General features: G+C 33.5%; 13 protein-coding genes. 10 read left to right on the top strand and 3 right to left on the bottom strand.

Annotated features, from left to right (window positions below):
• The 3 genes from IPJ23_09475 to IPJ23_09465 form a co-directional block, all read right to left on the bottom strand.
• Window positions 1–2,154, bottom strand: a complete 2,154-nt coding sequence (locus IPJ23_09475) for an acyl-CoA mutase large subunit family protein (GenBank protein ID MBK7630918.1) — start codon at window positions 2,152–2,154, stop codon at window positions 1–3.
• A gap of 133 nt (window positions 2,155–2,287) precedes the next feature.
• Window positions 2,288–2,533: a hypothetical protein gene (locus IPJ23_09470; GenBank protein ID MBK7630917.1), complete on the bottom strand. Its 246-nt coding sequence runs from the start codon at window positions 2,531–2,533 to the stop codon at window positions 2,288–2,290.
• A gap of 20 nt (window positions 2,534–2,553) precedes the next feature.
• The gene (locus tag IPJ23_09465) at window positions 2,554–4,362 is read right to left on the bottom strand and encodes a C69 family dipeptidase (protein MBK7630916.1); all 1,809 of its coding nucleotides are present in this window, start codon (window positions 4,360–4,362) and stop codon (window positions 2,554–2,556) included.
• Window positions 4,363–4,551: 189 nt separating this feature from the next.
• On the opposite strand from IPJ23_09465, the gene IPJ23_09460 reads away from it, so the two are divergent.
• The 10 genes from IPJ23_09460 to IPJ23_09415 all read left to right on the top strand — a co-directional run bounded on the left by IPJ23_09460 (window position 4,552) and on the right by IPJ23_09415 (window position 14,886).
• Window positions 4,552–5,085, top strand: a complete 534-nt coding sequence (locus tag IPJ23_09460) for an SRPBCC domain-containing protein (GenBank protein ID MBK7630915.1) — start codon at window positions 4,552–4,554, stop codon at window positions 5,083–5,085.
• Between the two features lie 92 nt (window positions 5,086–5,177).
• On the top strand, window positions 5,178–5,498 hold the full coding sequence (locus IPJ23_09455) for a zf-TFIIB domain-containing protein (protein ID MBK7630914.1): 321 nt from the start codon (window positions 5,178–5,180) through the stop codon (window positions 5,496–5,498).
• 81 nt (window positions 5,499–5,579) lie between these two features.
• Window positions 5,580–6,137: a LemA family protein gene (locus tag IPJ23_09450; GenBank protein ID MBK7630913.1), complete on the top strand. Its 558-nt coding sequence runs from the start codon at window positions 5,580–5,582 to the stop codon at window positions 6,135–6,137.
• Between the two features lie 21 nt (window positions 6,138–6,158).
• Window positions 6,159–7,376, top strand: coding sequence for a M48 family metallopeptidase (locus tag IPJ23_09445; protein MBK7630912.1), 1,218 nt, complete (start codon window positions 6,159–6,161; stop codon window positions 7,374–7,376).
• A gap of 315 nt (window positions 7,377–7,691) precedes the next feature.
• Window positions 7,692–8,594: a 4Fe-4S dicluster domain-containing protein gene (locus tag IPJ23_09440; GenBank protein ID MBK7630911.1), complete on the top strand. Its 903-nt coding sequence runs from the start codon at window positions 7,692–7,694 to the stop codon at window positions 8,592–8,594.
• On the top strand, window positions 8,594–9,838 hold the full coding sequence (hybB, locus tag IPJ23_09435; protein ID MBK7630910.1) for a Ni/Fe-hydrogenase cytochrome b subunit: 1,245 nt from the start codon (window positions 8,594–8,596) through the stop codon (window positions 9,836–9,838). Before IPJ23_09440 ends, hybB begins: the two co-directional genes overlap by 1 nt.
• Window positions 9,838–10,980, top strand: a complete 1,143-nt coding sequence (locus IPJ23_09430; protein ID MBK7630909.1) for a hypothetical protein — start codon at window positions 9,838–9,840, stop codon at window positions 10,978–10,980. Before hybB ends, IPJ23_09430 begins: the two co-directional genes overlap by 1 nt.
• Window positions 10,981–10,986: 6 nt before the next feature.
• Entirely contained in the window at window positions 10,987–12,855 is a 1,869-nt protein-coding gene (locus IPJ23_09425) for a HAMP domain-containing protein (protein ID MBK7630908.1), read from the top strand.
• Window positions 12,856–12,864: 9 nt separating this feature from the next.
• Entirely contained in the window at window positions 12,865–13,671 is an 807-nt protein-coding gene (locus tag IPJ23_09420) for a response regulator (GenBank protein ID MBK7630907.1), read from the top strand.
• A 54-nt stretch (window positions 13,672–13,725) separates the two neighbouring features.
• Window positions 13,726–14,886: a response regulator gene (locus IPJ23_09415; protein ID MBK7630906.1), complete on the top strand. Its 1,161-nt coding sequence runs from the start codon at window positions 13,726–13,728 to the stop codon at window positions 14,884–14,886.
• The last annotated feature ends 12 nt before the right edge of the window (window positions 14,887–14,898 follow it).

Below are 14,898 nucleotides of genomic sequence, written 5' to 3'. Positions count from 1 at the left end.
TTACATTGCTCCCATTCTTTTCAATAAGTTGGATATTATAGAATAAGCATCAGCACCCATATAAATAAAATTATCAATCCCGGATTTTTTATGTTCTTCAATCTGATCTTTTGGATATCCTGCAAGTATAACTGCTACATCTTTTGATTTTTCTTTTATTCCTTTTACAATTGGAGGTACAAGTTCTGGATATGTATCATCAGTTGAGCAAATAACAGCAGCCTGAGCTTTTGAATCAATTGCTGATTTTATTGCTTCGTCTGTTGAGTTAAAACCATTTGGATAGACTATTTCAAATCCGCCAACTTCAAAAAAAACACGAGAGAAATCTGCTCTGCCTTTAAATTGCTTTAGCGGGCCCATTGTTGCTAAAAAAATTTTAGGTTTACTGCCGGTTTTCTTTTTAAAATTCTCTGATGAGATTCTCAATTCTTCAAACATTTCTGATAAGCGAAATTGCCTTATAGGTTCAACTGTTATTCCTTTTTCAGCAGAAGCACGAATGGATTTAGAAATTTCACCTAGTGATGCGCCTTCAAGAAATGCATCAACTGCATAGTCAATTAATTCATAGGATTTTGAATCAGCAATTTTCTGTAATTTTGCAAGAATACTAGAATGTTTTTTATTATCACCCGTAATTCTATATTTCTGAATATACTCAACCCTCTTTTTGTAAACTGCATCAAAATCAGTTTGTTTAATATCGATCATATCTTCTTTTGGATTTGCATACATATTAGTCCCAACCAAAATTGATTTACGTTTTGCAAAATCTTTTTTCTTAGAATCGGCCACTTTAATGATTTCGTTTAGTGCGAAACCGGATTGTACAGCGTTCAACATTCCATCTTTTTCTTCAATTGTTTGGAATAATTTCCAGGCAGCTTGTGCAATATCAGCAGTTAGCTTCTCGATAAAAAATGATCCGCCTGCAGGATCAACTACCTGATCAAGATGAGATTCTTCTTTTAAAATAATTTGTGTGTTACGCGCAAGTCGTATTGAGAAATCATCGGGAACATTAAACGATTCGTCGTAAGCATTTGTTTGGAGCGAATCTACTCCACCGACAATTGCTGAGAACGCTTCTGTTGTGGTACGAAGTGAATTAACAAATGGATCGAAAAGTGTTTGGTTGAATTGAGCAGTTTTACCGTGAATGAAGATTTTTCTACATTCCTCTTTAACTCCATAAGATTCAAGAATTTTATTCCACAATATTCTTGCTGCTCGTAGTTTTGCAACTTCCATAAAATAGAATGAACCAATTCCAAAAGTGAACTTAATTCTTTTTGAAACATCATCTACTTTTAATCCACGGGAAATCATTTCATTCAAATACTCCACAGCAGTTGCAAAGGCAAAGGCAAGTTCTTGAACAGCATTCGAACCTGAGTTGTTATATATAAATCCGCTGATTCCAATTGTTTTAATCGGAGAATTGGATTTGATCATCAACTCGGTAGATAATTTGATTTCATCAAAAATCTGGCTTAATGAAATTGGCAAATCACCATTAACCAATAAATATTCATAAGGATCTGATATGATTGATCCTTTTATATTCATTAAACTTCTGCGTGTTTCATTAGCATAAGCAGTAAAAAGAAGAGTGATTGGAAGTGCAGAAAATCCACAGTTAATGTTTACTGGTTGACTTGTTAAATCAATATCCTTAAACAAAATTTGCATTTTTCTTACACCAGAAATTGATAACCCATCTTTACCTACTTCACCTGCTTTAGATTGATCGGCATCAATCCCGAGTTGAGTTGGATTATCTAATACTATATTTATTGAATTCAATCCACGTTGAAGATCAGATCGTAATACCTCATTCAATTCTTCGGGAAGAGCCTGGTTGTATTCTTGTGCGATTTCCCAACTTTTAAAGTTATATCCAGAAACATTACTGCCGCGGAGATAATTATCAAAGCCTGGAAAATTATTTATTTGTGGAAGATCTTTAATATCGGTTGAGGTGTAAAGTGGTTGAAGATTTATTTCTTCGTAAGTTTTTGTAATGAGTTTTTTATCAAATGATTCACCCTTCAAATCTCTTTCAACTTGCTGTTTCCATTCTTCGTAAGATGTAGTTGAAAAATCTTTTTCCAATTCGGGTTTATCACCGAGTTTTACTTCTTGAGCCATTGTAACTCCTAAATTCTAAAAATGTACAGACCAAAACTACTAAAAATCAGAGCGAAAGTGAGAATGAAAATTCAAAAAACCAAATACCAAATCACAAAAAAATGCAATTTGGTATTTAAAATTTATCTTTTCTTTAGGCTGGCGGGTTCCAGGTTTCGTGGATTAATTTTTGATCTTTCTGAAGACTGTTTTTTACTTCTGTAACTCTGAATACTGTTCGATTAAAAACTCCCCAGATGTTATCCATATATAGGCGCATCGCTTCAATGTCATTTTCACCAGGTTTTTGATGAATTGCTTCCAGCATATCTGAGTAAATCAAGTCAAGATATTTGATCTCAATATCAAAATTAATATCAGGTTTTGTATGTTCTTTCATTTTTGTTAAGTGTTTAGTTTTTAAAAAGTGTTTTTATGTAATTCTTCAATGGAACTTAATACTGATTTTATCTTTTCAATTTTGATTCTGGGGTATTCTTCTCCAGGTTTTAATTCTAAAGCCTTTTCATAAAATGATTTTGCCTCAGCATATTTTTTTTCATTTAACAGTTCATCAGCTTTTTTAATGCTTTCGTTATATGCCACAGTTTGATCGGTTATAATTGTTTTCATTTTTAGAGCATCGCCTGATTCTTCAACTATCATTTTCTTAAACTCTTCAGGGTATCCAATATTTTTAGGTTTAAAAAATTCTGTTTTTGATAATCCATCCATATACTTTACTATTAAATGCTCTCCAAACTGCTTCCAGGTTTTATAAGTGTTTTCAGCAGATGCAATTGAATAATTAGTTAAGTAATCAATTGCTTCACCTTTAGAATTTTTAAGAAGTGATAAAGCTGTTAATTCAATATTTTCCTGTTGCGCAAAATATTTTCCTTCAATTTCATTTTGTGTTTTCTTTACATCATCAATAACAATTGAATATCGCGGGTAAGAAAAATTTGCAACAAAATTAAAAACCCAGAATGCTGAATCCCAGGTAAACTGAGATAAAGAACCAACGCCTTTAGAATAATTATAAGGAGTTCTACTCATTGATGAATACATAGGAGTGTAAACTGTAAAGTAAGTGTCATCAACACCAAACCAAAAAACACCGCCAACTTCTCTAGGTAAATGTGCACGAGCTTGAGATACAAATGAAAATCCAGTTTGGGGTGTTGAAATTGGACGCTCATGAAAATATTCTTCACCAGTATATTGCCACGTTAATGGTCTCCATCTGTAAGGCATTTGATAAGGACCGGCAGCAATTCCTTTTGTCATGTCTAGTTCAGTTCCTTCATAATGATCACGCATTAAACCCATTACATCGTGAACAGATAATTTTTCATCTGGTTTAATATACAACGGCATTCTGTTTAAAGATTCGCCTTTGATGTATGAAATATATTTATCCATTGTTGAGTTGCACCTTCTAAATAAAGACCAAACTCTTGCATCGCAAAATCTTATCGCTCCAAAATCCAAAGGAGCGTAGGCATCAGAAAAATTAAATTCAGAATCTTTACCCAAGAAATAACCATTGTCTTTTGCAAAGGAAATCACATCGGGAGCATACAAACAATTTTCGGGATCATTTAAGGGGAAAGTTGTTATACGTGATTGATTAGCATGACCAGATATATATCCATCAGGAATTTTTACAGCTACCCAAACTGCTCCTTTATTACCTTCACCTTTCCCAATAAGTTCAAGAATCCAGGCCTCATTCGCATCCCCAATAGAAAATGACTCACCGCTGCTGTAATAACCAAATTCATTTACAAGATCAGTCATTATTTTTATTGCTTCACGTGCAGTTTTGCTGCGTTGTAAAGCGATGTAAATCATACTTCCATAATCTAGAATTCCATTTGGTGTGCCAAGTTCTTCTCTCCCACCGAAAGTAGTTTCACCAATAACAACTTGATGTTCATTCATATTTCCGATTACATTATAAGTAACAGAAGCTTGCGGAATTTTTCCAAGAAACTTTCCTGTGTCCCACTCATATATTTCCAACCAGGCGCCGTTTTGGTAAACCGCAGCAGGATAATGATAAAGCTCGCCGTATGCCTCGTACGAATCAGCTGTATATGAGATCATAACTGATCCATCAACACTTGCTCCTTTGGTTACAATAAAGTTAGTGCAGGCTTGTAAGTTTGTGGAAGTTAAGATGATTAGAAAGCCAATGATTAAAAGAGATATTATTCTCATCATTACAAATCCTTGTTAAAAAATCTTAAAAAACGTTGCCGAAAAGATAAGGAATTAGATTTGATTTGGGAACGAAAAATAAACTACAGAAATAATTTTTATTTTAATTTAGTTAATTAATTTTTAAATTTATTTTAAAATATTACATATAAACATCAATAGAATAATTAACTCTAATTTAGGAGTAATAATATGAGATTATCTATCATATCTTTATTGGCTTTCACTTTAATTATTAATCTTCCTGCTCAACAAACAGACAAATCAAAACCACGTTATGATATTTTTTCATTTAATAAAGAAGTCATTCTTCCAGGAACACCAGTACAAATATTTGATGCTGCAACCGGAGATATAAGTGGCTGGTGGGATCATTCATTTTCCGATAATCCTAAAAAGTTTTTTATTGAGGCAAAACCCGGCGGCGGATTCTGGGAAATATTTGATGATGAAGGAAACGGAGTTTTACACGCAACAGTGATTTATTCAAAGCGTCCGGAGATGATTCGTTTTGATGGGCCGCTTGGATTATCCGGAAGAGCAGTTCAGATTGTAACAACTTATGAATTCTCTGAGGTAGATCAAGATTCTACATTATTGAAAGTTTCTGTTCATGGCTCAGGTGAAATGGAAGAAGGAATGTCTGCAATTGTAGAAAATGTTTGGGAACATTTTATTTTTGAAAGATTTAAACCCTATATTGAATCGGGAAAGCATTTGAAATAGTGACTTCAAACTGTTTTTAATCTCAAATATTCTTTGCAATTTCACATCAACAAAATTTTATAATTATGAATTGTCCTGCTTGCAAAAATTCAATGATCATATTAGAACTTAATCAAGTTGAAATTGATTATTGTTCTGCTTGTAAAGGTATCTGGTTAGATAATGGTGAATTAGAATTAGTATTTTCTAATTCAGATCGAAAAGAAATTGCTGAATCATTTTTTGTTAAATATGATTTTGATGAAGAGAAAAGAAGGTGTCCTAACTGTAAAAAGAAAATGGAAAAAGTTGAATTTGAGAACACAGGTATAATAATCGATAAATGTACTAACAATCATGGACTTTGGTTTGATAGCGGTGAGCTCAAGTTGCTTTTAAAATCTGCCGAGGAAAAAAAACAACAAAATGATTGAGTTGTTGAAAGAAGTGTTTGGGGAATAAATTAAAAATTGATATTGAACTTTTATATCTAATCATACATTAACGGAGGCATTATGGCTTTCTTCATTATTTTTATTGCGATAATAGTTGTTATCGGATTTTACTTTGTTTCCATTTACAATTCATTAGTTGGATTAAGAAACCGTGTTAAAAATGCATGGTCACAAATAGATGTGCAGTTAAAGAGAAGACACGATCTTATTCCTAATTTGCTTGAAGCTGTAAAAGGTTACATGAAACACGAACGCGAGATAATGGAAAACATTACTAAATATCGAAGCCAGGCAATGGATGCCAGCAGTGTTGGCGATAAAGCTGTTGCTGAAGGAATGCTAAGCGGTGCTCTTGGTCAGCTTCGTGTTCAGGTTGAAAATTATCCAGACTTAAAAGCAAATCAAAACTTTCTTGCATTGCAGGAAGAGTTAACATCAACTGAAAATAAAATTTCTTTTGCTCGCCAGGCTTATAACGATCAGGTTTTATTTTATAATAATAAAATTCAGATGTTTCCTTCCAACGTAGTAGCTGGAATGTTCAGTTTTAAAGAAGAAGAATTTTTTGAAATTGAAGACAAAGCTGAAAAAGAAGTTCCTAAAGTTAGTTTTTCTTAATACAGGATATTTTTCTTTATGATGTGGGAACTGATAGCAGCTAATAAAAGAAAATCAATTTTTATTTTTATCGGGATGGGATTACTTCTCATCCTGATTGGTTTTACTTTTGGAAGTTTTTATGAACCTGAAAACGGTGGCTTTTTTGGTATCTTCTTTGCGTTAATTCTCTGGGTAATTCTTTCAATGGTAAGTTACTTTGCCGGGAGCAAAATTTTACTTACTGTAAGTGGAGCAAAAGAAGTTACTCAAGATGTACATCCGCAGTTGTACAATGTTGTAGAGGAAATGAGAATTGCAGCAAACCTGCCGCACCAACCAAAAATTTATATAATTGCCGATGCTGCCCCAAATGCTTTTGCAACAGGAATCAAACCAGAAAATTCCGCAATAGCTGTAACTGCCGGATTGTTAGGTACTTTAAATCGAGATGAATTACAAGGCGTCGTTGCTCATGAAATGTCTCACATACTAAATCGTGATGTTTTAGTGATGACATTTGCAGGAATGATGCTTGGTGCAATCACTCTAATGGCCGAGGTTTTTACTAGAAGTTTATGGTTTGGTGGAGGTTCTAGATATAAATCTAAATCATCAGATAAAGGCGGACAGGCACAAATTATTATTTTAGTGCTTGCAATTGTATTGGCTATTCTCGGTCCGATTATGGCGCAACTTCTTTACTTTGCAATATCACGTAAACGCGAATATCTGGCTGATGCTTCCGCAGTTAGATTAACAAGATATCCTGATGGATTAGCCTCAGCACTTGAAAAGATTTCCAGCTCCAATCTCGATTTGAAAACTGCTAACAAGGTAACTGCTCCCATGTACATCATCAATCCTTTAAAGAAAAAGGGAATGCAAATTTCAAATTTGTCAAGTACACACCCACCGATAACAGAAAGAATTAATATTTTACGTTCAATGACCCACGGTGTTAACTTTGCAAATTATCAAACTGCATTTAATCAAATTAAAGGAAGACAATCTAATGTGATTCCTCAATCCGGGTTAACTGATAATTCCAAAATTGGATTAAGGAGTACTGAACTTTCCCAGACTTCATTTGAAACTGATAAACAAGTTAAAAGAGAAGTTGGTGATTTAATGATGAAGTTAAATAATTTCTTTTTCATTAATTGTACTTGTGGAATAAAATTAAAAGTACCACCGGATTATAGAAACAATTCTATCACTTGTCCTAAGTGTGGAAGAATACACAGCATTTCTAATTAATTCTTTTTTATTATTTTCTTTCCTCTAACAATTGTTAAAAGTTAAGATTAAGTAATTATAAAGAATTACCAACTAACAATTACTTCTCTATCATAGAAAATTATTATTTGTTGTTGTCAGCCTTGAGAATGGTTAACAAATAACAAATATCATTTATAATACTTCTCCAACTGCAATTCTTGATAAATCAAATATTTTCTAACATTTACTTTCTATTCATTTTTTAATCAAAATGGTATGATTTTCTATTATCAATAGTACTTGCTAACAAACAAAGAATAAAAATAATCGGAAACTAATTGAAAGGAGGGGAATATGTCTGGGAAAAGTCGACGAGATTTCCTCAAATCTACCGCTTTAATAGGTGCGGGTGTTACTGGGCTTTCCGCGACAGCAAAAGCTAGTCCTAAAAATATTTTATCCGAAGATAGAATGGGAGTTTTAGTTGATACAACCGTTTGTGTTGGATGCAGAAATTGTGAATGGGCATGTAAAGGGGCACATGATCTACTTGCAGGAAACTTAGAATCCTACGAAGATCGCAAAATATTAGAAACCAAAAGAAGACCTGATCATACAGCTTTAACAGTTGTAAATGAGTATTCGCCAGGCAAAAATTCAAATCTCCCTATAGATGTCAAAGTTCAATGCATGCATTGTGATAATCCTGCGTGCGTTTCGGCTTGTATCGTAGGTGCATTTTCAAAACATGAAAATGGCTCAGTTACCTGGGATACAGATATGTGTATTGGTTGTCGCTACTGTATGGCAGCCTGCCCATTTCAAGTACCAGCTTTTGAATACGATAAAGCATTAAATCCAAAAATTATGAAATGTGATTTTTGTTTTGATAGGACAAAAGAAGGCAAACTGCCCGCCTGTGTTAGTATTTGTCCCGTTGAAGCTCTTACCTATGGAAGCAGAACTGAACTTGTTAAAATTGCGCGTGATAGAATAAAGAAAAATCCAGATAGATATGTTGATCATATTTTTGGAGAATATGAAGTTGGCGGCACATCCTGGATGTATTTAGCAAATAAAGATTTTGCAGAGCTTGATTTTCCAAATCTTGGTAAAAATCCTGCACCTGGTGTTTCAGAATCAATACAACACGGAATCTTTGCATACTTTGTTCCACCGGTTTCCTTATATGCTTTGCTTGGGGGAATCATGTGGATATCAAAACGACGCAAAGAGTTAGATGAGGAGGTAAAATAATGAGTCACGAAGTTGTAAATCCTGTACCTATTAAACATAAATATTTTACTCCCGGTGTTTTTGTTTTAATAATTATTGCATTAAATGGTTTAGTTTTTTTGATGGGGAGGTTCTTTTTTGGAATTGGTGCTGTTACAAATTTAAATAATCAATATCCATGGGGATTGTGGATTGGTGTTGATGTTGCAGCAGGCGTTGCACTTGCAGCAGGTGGATTTACAACAGCTGCACTTGGTCATATAATGCACAAAGATGAATATCATGCTATTGTACGCCCAGCATTATTAACAGCCATGCTCGGATATACTTTTGTTGCGATGGGAGTTTTTGTTGATATCGGAAGATGGTATTTTATCTGGCATCCGCTTGTAATGTGGAACGGCAACTCAGCACTATTTGAAGTTGGTATATGTGTAATGATTTATTTGACAGTACTTTATATCGAATTTCTTCCTGTAGTTACTGAAAGATTTATTGGTAAAGTTAATTTGCCAGGGTTTCTTTCAGGTCTGAACAAGATTATAGATAAAATCTTACGTTTACTTGATCGAGGTCTTTCAAAAACAATGTTTGTTTTTATTATTGCTGGTGTTGTACTTTCATCACTACATCAATCATCCCTTGGAACATTAATGGTTATTGCGGGACCAAAAATGCATCCATTGTGGCAAACGCCAGTGCTTCCATTATTGTTTTTATTATCTGCAATTGCTGTTGGATTTCCTATGGTGATTTTTGAATCATTGATTGCTTCTCGCTCACTAGGTTTAAAACCAGAAATGCATATTCTTTCTAAATTAGGTTCGATGATTGCGCCACTACTGGGGATTTATCTTGCAGCAAAAATAGGAGATATGTTTATCAGAAAAACCTTTGTATATCTTGGTGAATTTAATACCGCAAGCATAATGTTTACAATTGAAATGTTGTTTGGTGTTATAATACCATTAAGAATGTTTTTATCGACAAAAGTTTTAAAATCTCCACCTCTACTTCTTACAGCATCAGCTTTGGTTGTGTTTGGAGTTTTGTTAAACAGAATTAATAATTTTGTTGTTGCATATAATCCGCCTTATTCCACAGAATCATATTTCCCTTCATTCGGAGAAATATCTGTAACTGTTGGGTTTGTAGCAATGCTTGTTCTTTTATACCGCTTTATTGTTCTTAATTTTCCAGTTATCAGTTTACCGGGTAAACAAACTGCTGCTCAATCTAAATACACAATAAGAGGAGGTAAATAATGAAAAAAATATTTTCAATCCTCTTCGTTATAATTTTTGCATTCGCAATTAATGCACAGCAAAGTCCGGGCAAAGACCACTCAAAACTTAATATAAGTTGCAAAACCTGTCACACTTGTGAGGTTCCAACTAAAAATGAACCGTGTCTAGTTATTTGTCCTCGAGAAAAAATAACTACTGTTTATCAAAAGCCAGAACAAACCCCTGAATTATTTATAATAGATGAGTTAAGTGATAGATACAGTCCTGTATATTTTTCACATAAGATTCATGCTCAGATGTCTAGTCTAGGTGGTGGATGCGAAGGATGTCATCATCACAATACAACTGGACCAATTTTAAAGTGTAATAGCTGTCACGAACCCACAAGAAAGCGCGAAGATGTCAGCTTACCTGATTTGAAAGGTGCATATCACAGGCAGTGTATGGATTGTCATCGTGAATGGAGTCATGAAACTGGTTGTAATACTTGCCATACACCCAAAAAAGATTTAAAGAACGGAAAGCAACAGGAAAGTATCCAGAAGAAGTATGCTGGCAAAGAACATCCAATAGTTCTTGAACCAACTAAATTAGTGTATGAAACTAAATCTGATAAAGGGAAGTTTGTAACATTTTATCATGATGATCACACTAAAAAATTTGGATTAAGTTGTGCAACTTGTCATAAACAGGAAAGTTGTACAAAATGCCACGATGTTAATAAAACTGATAAGAATAAAAATCAAAAAGTTGTAACTAAAAAGACATTTGAAGAGCAGCATAAGAATTGTATTAGCTGCCATAGTAAGGTTGATAATTGTAACAACTGTCATGACCAAAAAGTAACTGAACAATTTAATCACGGCAATAAAACGGGTTGGGCGTTAAATAAGTTTCATATAAATCTAACTTGTACAAAATGTCATGGTTCAGCACTGCCGTACAAAAAATTAAATAATAAATGTGAAAGTTGTCATCAAACCTGGAATAGCGAAAACTTTAAACATACCGTTACCGGTTTGCAGCTTGATGAAACACACTCAGACTTTGGTTGTGAAGATTGTCATTTAGAAAATAATTTTTCTGTAAAACCATCTTGTGTTAATTGTCATGATGATTACACTTATCCAAAACAGAAACCTGGAAAGTTAGTTAAGTAGAAATGTATGTTTAAGAAAATTGGATTCCGTTTAATATTTGTTGTTGCGTTCACATCATTAGTGATAATAGGTGTGTTTGCTTACTTCAATGTTAGATCGCAAAGCAGCAATTTAATATCAGAAGTTGAACGGCATGCAAACCAACTTGGTGAAACTGTTATTGCAAGCACAAGATTTGATATGATGTTGAATCAAAGAGACAGAATCCAACAAACAATAAATTCTATTGGAAGCCTTCCGCAGATTCGTGATGTAAGGATCATTAATAAATTTGGAGAAATAATTTACTCTTCAGATTCGACCAAAATTAATAAAATGGTGGATAAACGAGCGGAAAGCTGCTACGCCTGCCATGCTGAAGATAAACCTCTAGAACAGATCTCCATTACTGAAAGAACAAGAATATTTAGAGTATTTCAGGATTCAAATCGTGTACTCGGAATTATTACACCAATTTATAATGAAAAATCCTGCTGGCTGTCTGATTGTCACGCACATCCAAAAGACCAAAAAGTTCTAGGAGTGCTTGATGTTTCAATTTCGCTTGAAGAAGTTGATAAGGCCATCTTAAGTAGTGAATGGAAAATTGTTTTCTTTTCAATAATTGCAATTTTGGGTGTTGGATTAGTAATAGCATTTTTTATTCGCAGATGGGTTTCAAATCCTGTTAATGATTTACTGAACGGCACACTGCAGGTAAGTCAGGGCAATCTTAATTACACAATTAAAGAATTGGCAGATGATGAAATAGGAAAACTTGGCACTTCTTTTAACAATATGACCAAAAAGTTAGCTGAAGCAAGGATGCAGCTTTTCCAATCAGATAAAATGGCTTCACTTGGAAGACTGGCGGCAGGTGTTGCCCACGAAATTAATAATCCGCTTACGGGTGTTTTAACTTACAGCAGCTTTTTATTAAAGAGAACAAAGGATAATCCTGAGTTTCAGGAAGATCTAAAGGTAATTGTAAGGGAAACTTTAAGAAGCAGAGAAATAGTAAAAAGTCTGTTGGATTTTGCAAGACAATCTGTTCCAAAGAAAAGCAACGCCGACATTAACGAAATAATTGATAAAGCAATTAGTGTTATTGATAGTCAGTTATCTTTAAACAAAGTTAAAATTGTAAATGAATCTGAAAACAATCTAACAACTCTTACTGTTGACGCTAACCAAATACAGCAGGTAATAATTAATCTTCTTGTAAACGCTTCGGACGCAATTGGAAAAGACGGCGGAGTTATAACAATACATACCAAACAACTTTCATTAGCGCCTGTTGGAATAGCGCAAATCAAAAAAGCAGCCTGCCCTAAAAGACATAGTTTAATTGATAATGATTTTAGAATTGATGGATTGCCTGCTTTAAAAGTAAAAGTAATATCCGGCAGCAAAGAAGGTATTATTCATCTTGATCCTATTTATGGGAAACATAGAAACAACTTTGATCCTGGTTTTAAAATTGAAAAAGATGCAAAATTTGTTTGTCCCGATTGTAATAATTCAATTGTAGAGCAGGGTAAACTTTGTCCAATTTGCGGATCACCTATCTTATCTTTTGAAATAAGTGGGCAAGGAATTTATGAAGTTTGTTCATCAGAAAATAGTAATTGGGAAAAATGGGATTATGTTGATTCATTAGGTCTTAAAGAATTTATCGAAATCAGAATTACAGATACAGGCTCCGGTATTGCGAAAGAAGACCTATCAAAAATATTTGAGCCTTTCTTTTCAACCAAAGGACAAAAGGGAACTGGACTTGGCTTGGCTGTAATATGGGGTATAATTGATAATCATAACGGAACGATAAATGTTGACAGTGAACTTGGCAAGGGAACTACGTTTATTATCAGGCTTCCGTTGTCTCAGCAAAGATGAAATTGAAAAATGAATAAAGTAAAAGACATATTAGTAATTGATGATGAACAAGTAATATTAGATGCGGTAATAAAAATTTGTTCACTTGAAAACTATATAGTTGATTCAGCAACAAATTTTAAAGATGCAATAGATAAAATTTCAAAAAACTATTATCCGATTATCCTTTGCGATATTATGATGCCTGATGGAAATGGGTTTCAGATTTTGGATGAACTGCACAATAAAAAAATTGATAGCACAATTATTATGACAACAGGTTATTCAACCGTTGAAAATGCAGTTAACTCACTTTACAATGGCGCCGTAGATTTTATTCCCAAGCCATTTACGGTAGATGAATTACTTAGTTCACTTTATCGTGCAAACAAATATCAAAAATTAAGAGACAGACAAAAAATCTTATCTTTGCAAAAAAATACTGATGAAATACTTTATGTTAATTGTCCTCCAAAATATTTCAGATTGGGCTATTCATCTTGGATGGTGCAAGAACGTGAAGGCTCAGTTTTAGTTGGAGTATGTGATTTATTTATTAAAACTTTTGAATCAGTTAGAGAAATAGAATTACAAAATGTTGATGATGAAATAGCACAAGGAATTTGCTGTGTATCTTTTACATCCATAAAAGACAGAGTTCATAAATTATTAGCCCCAGTTTCCGGTAGGATCGTAGAGGTTAATAATAATTTAGCAGTAAATCCAAGTCTTGTAGAAAAAGATCCTTTTTTTGAAGGATGGATTTATCGTGTTATACCGACAAATATTGATTATGAAGTTAAGCACTTGATTCCTTGCAGTTCGGATAGATTGTAGGATATTTTGAAAATTTATTATTGATAAAAATTATTTTATTATAGGAGAAATATTATGCCACTTTTCATATTAGCAATAGTCATTTTCATCATTGCGGATATTCTAATCCGAATGGTTGGAAAAAGAATGACTGAACAAAAACAAAAGAAAGAACGTGAAGTTGTTCTAACAGAAAGTCTTAAGCTTGATTTTACAAATGAAGCAAAAACCTTAAAACGCGCTGAGGTCCCAAATCCAAAAGCAAAAATCCTTTGTGTTGATGATGAGGAAGTAATACTTGGCAGTTTTAGAAAAATTTTAGTACTTGATGGTTATTCTGTTGATACTGTAGAAACCGGACAAGAAGCACTTGGCTTAATTCAAAAACATCATTATGATTTTTTATTCACAGATTTAAAGATGCCGCTTATGGATGGTGTTGAGGTAACAAAATCAGTAAAACATCTTCGCCCTGATATAGACGTAATAATAATTACCGGTTATGCTTCAGTTGAAACTGCTGTTGAAACGATGCGATACGGCGCAATGGATTATGTTCAAAAACCATTTACTGAGGATGAACTAATTGCATTTGTGCAGAAAGCATTAATCAAACGACAGGATAAAATTCAGAAGCAATTAAAGCCAAAAGTTCACATAACTCACGTTCCCACGTCTGATGATTTTACACAAGGTGAATTTGCAATTCCAGGTGGAGTTTTTATTGCTAAGAATCATACTTGGGTGAACATGAATCAAGCAGGAATGGCAAAAATTGGTATTGATGATTTTGCAAAAAAATTAATTGGTCGTGTTTATTCAGTAGAACTTCCAAACCTTGGAATGAATGTTAATGCAGGTCAGCCACTTTTTACAATCAAACAGGGAAACAGAAGTATCACATTTAATTCACCGGTTAGCGGAAAAGTATCACAGATAAACACAATTCTCAAAGATAATATAGACGCACTTGATGTAACACCTTATGAGAGAAATTGGGTTTGCGCTTTAGATGCCGAAAATTTAGATAATGAGATTAAAGAAATGCACATAGGTAAATCAGCTGTTGCATTTTTCCAGGAAGAAATCGGAAAGTTCAAAAATATTTTTACCGATATAATGAAATCTGAGAAGAAAAGTGATGAATACATTGAAGAAGGATTATTCATCGGACAGTTAGAAAAATTAAACGATGTAAATTGGAATAAAATTATTGCAGAGTTTTTTGTAAGATAAATTTACTCTCTA

Source organism: Ignavibacteriales bacterium, from assembly GCA_016709765.1.
Classification (GTDB): domain Bacteria; phylum Bacteroidota; class Ignavibacteria; order Ignavibacteriales; family Ignavibacteriaceae; genus IGN3.
Note: the sequence above shows the minus strand (reverse complement) of the source record. Positions and strands in the feature narration are given on the sequence as shown.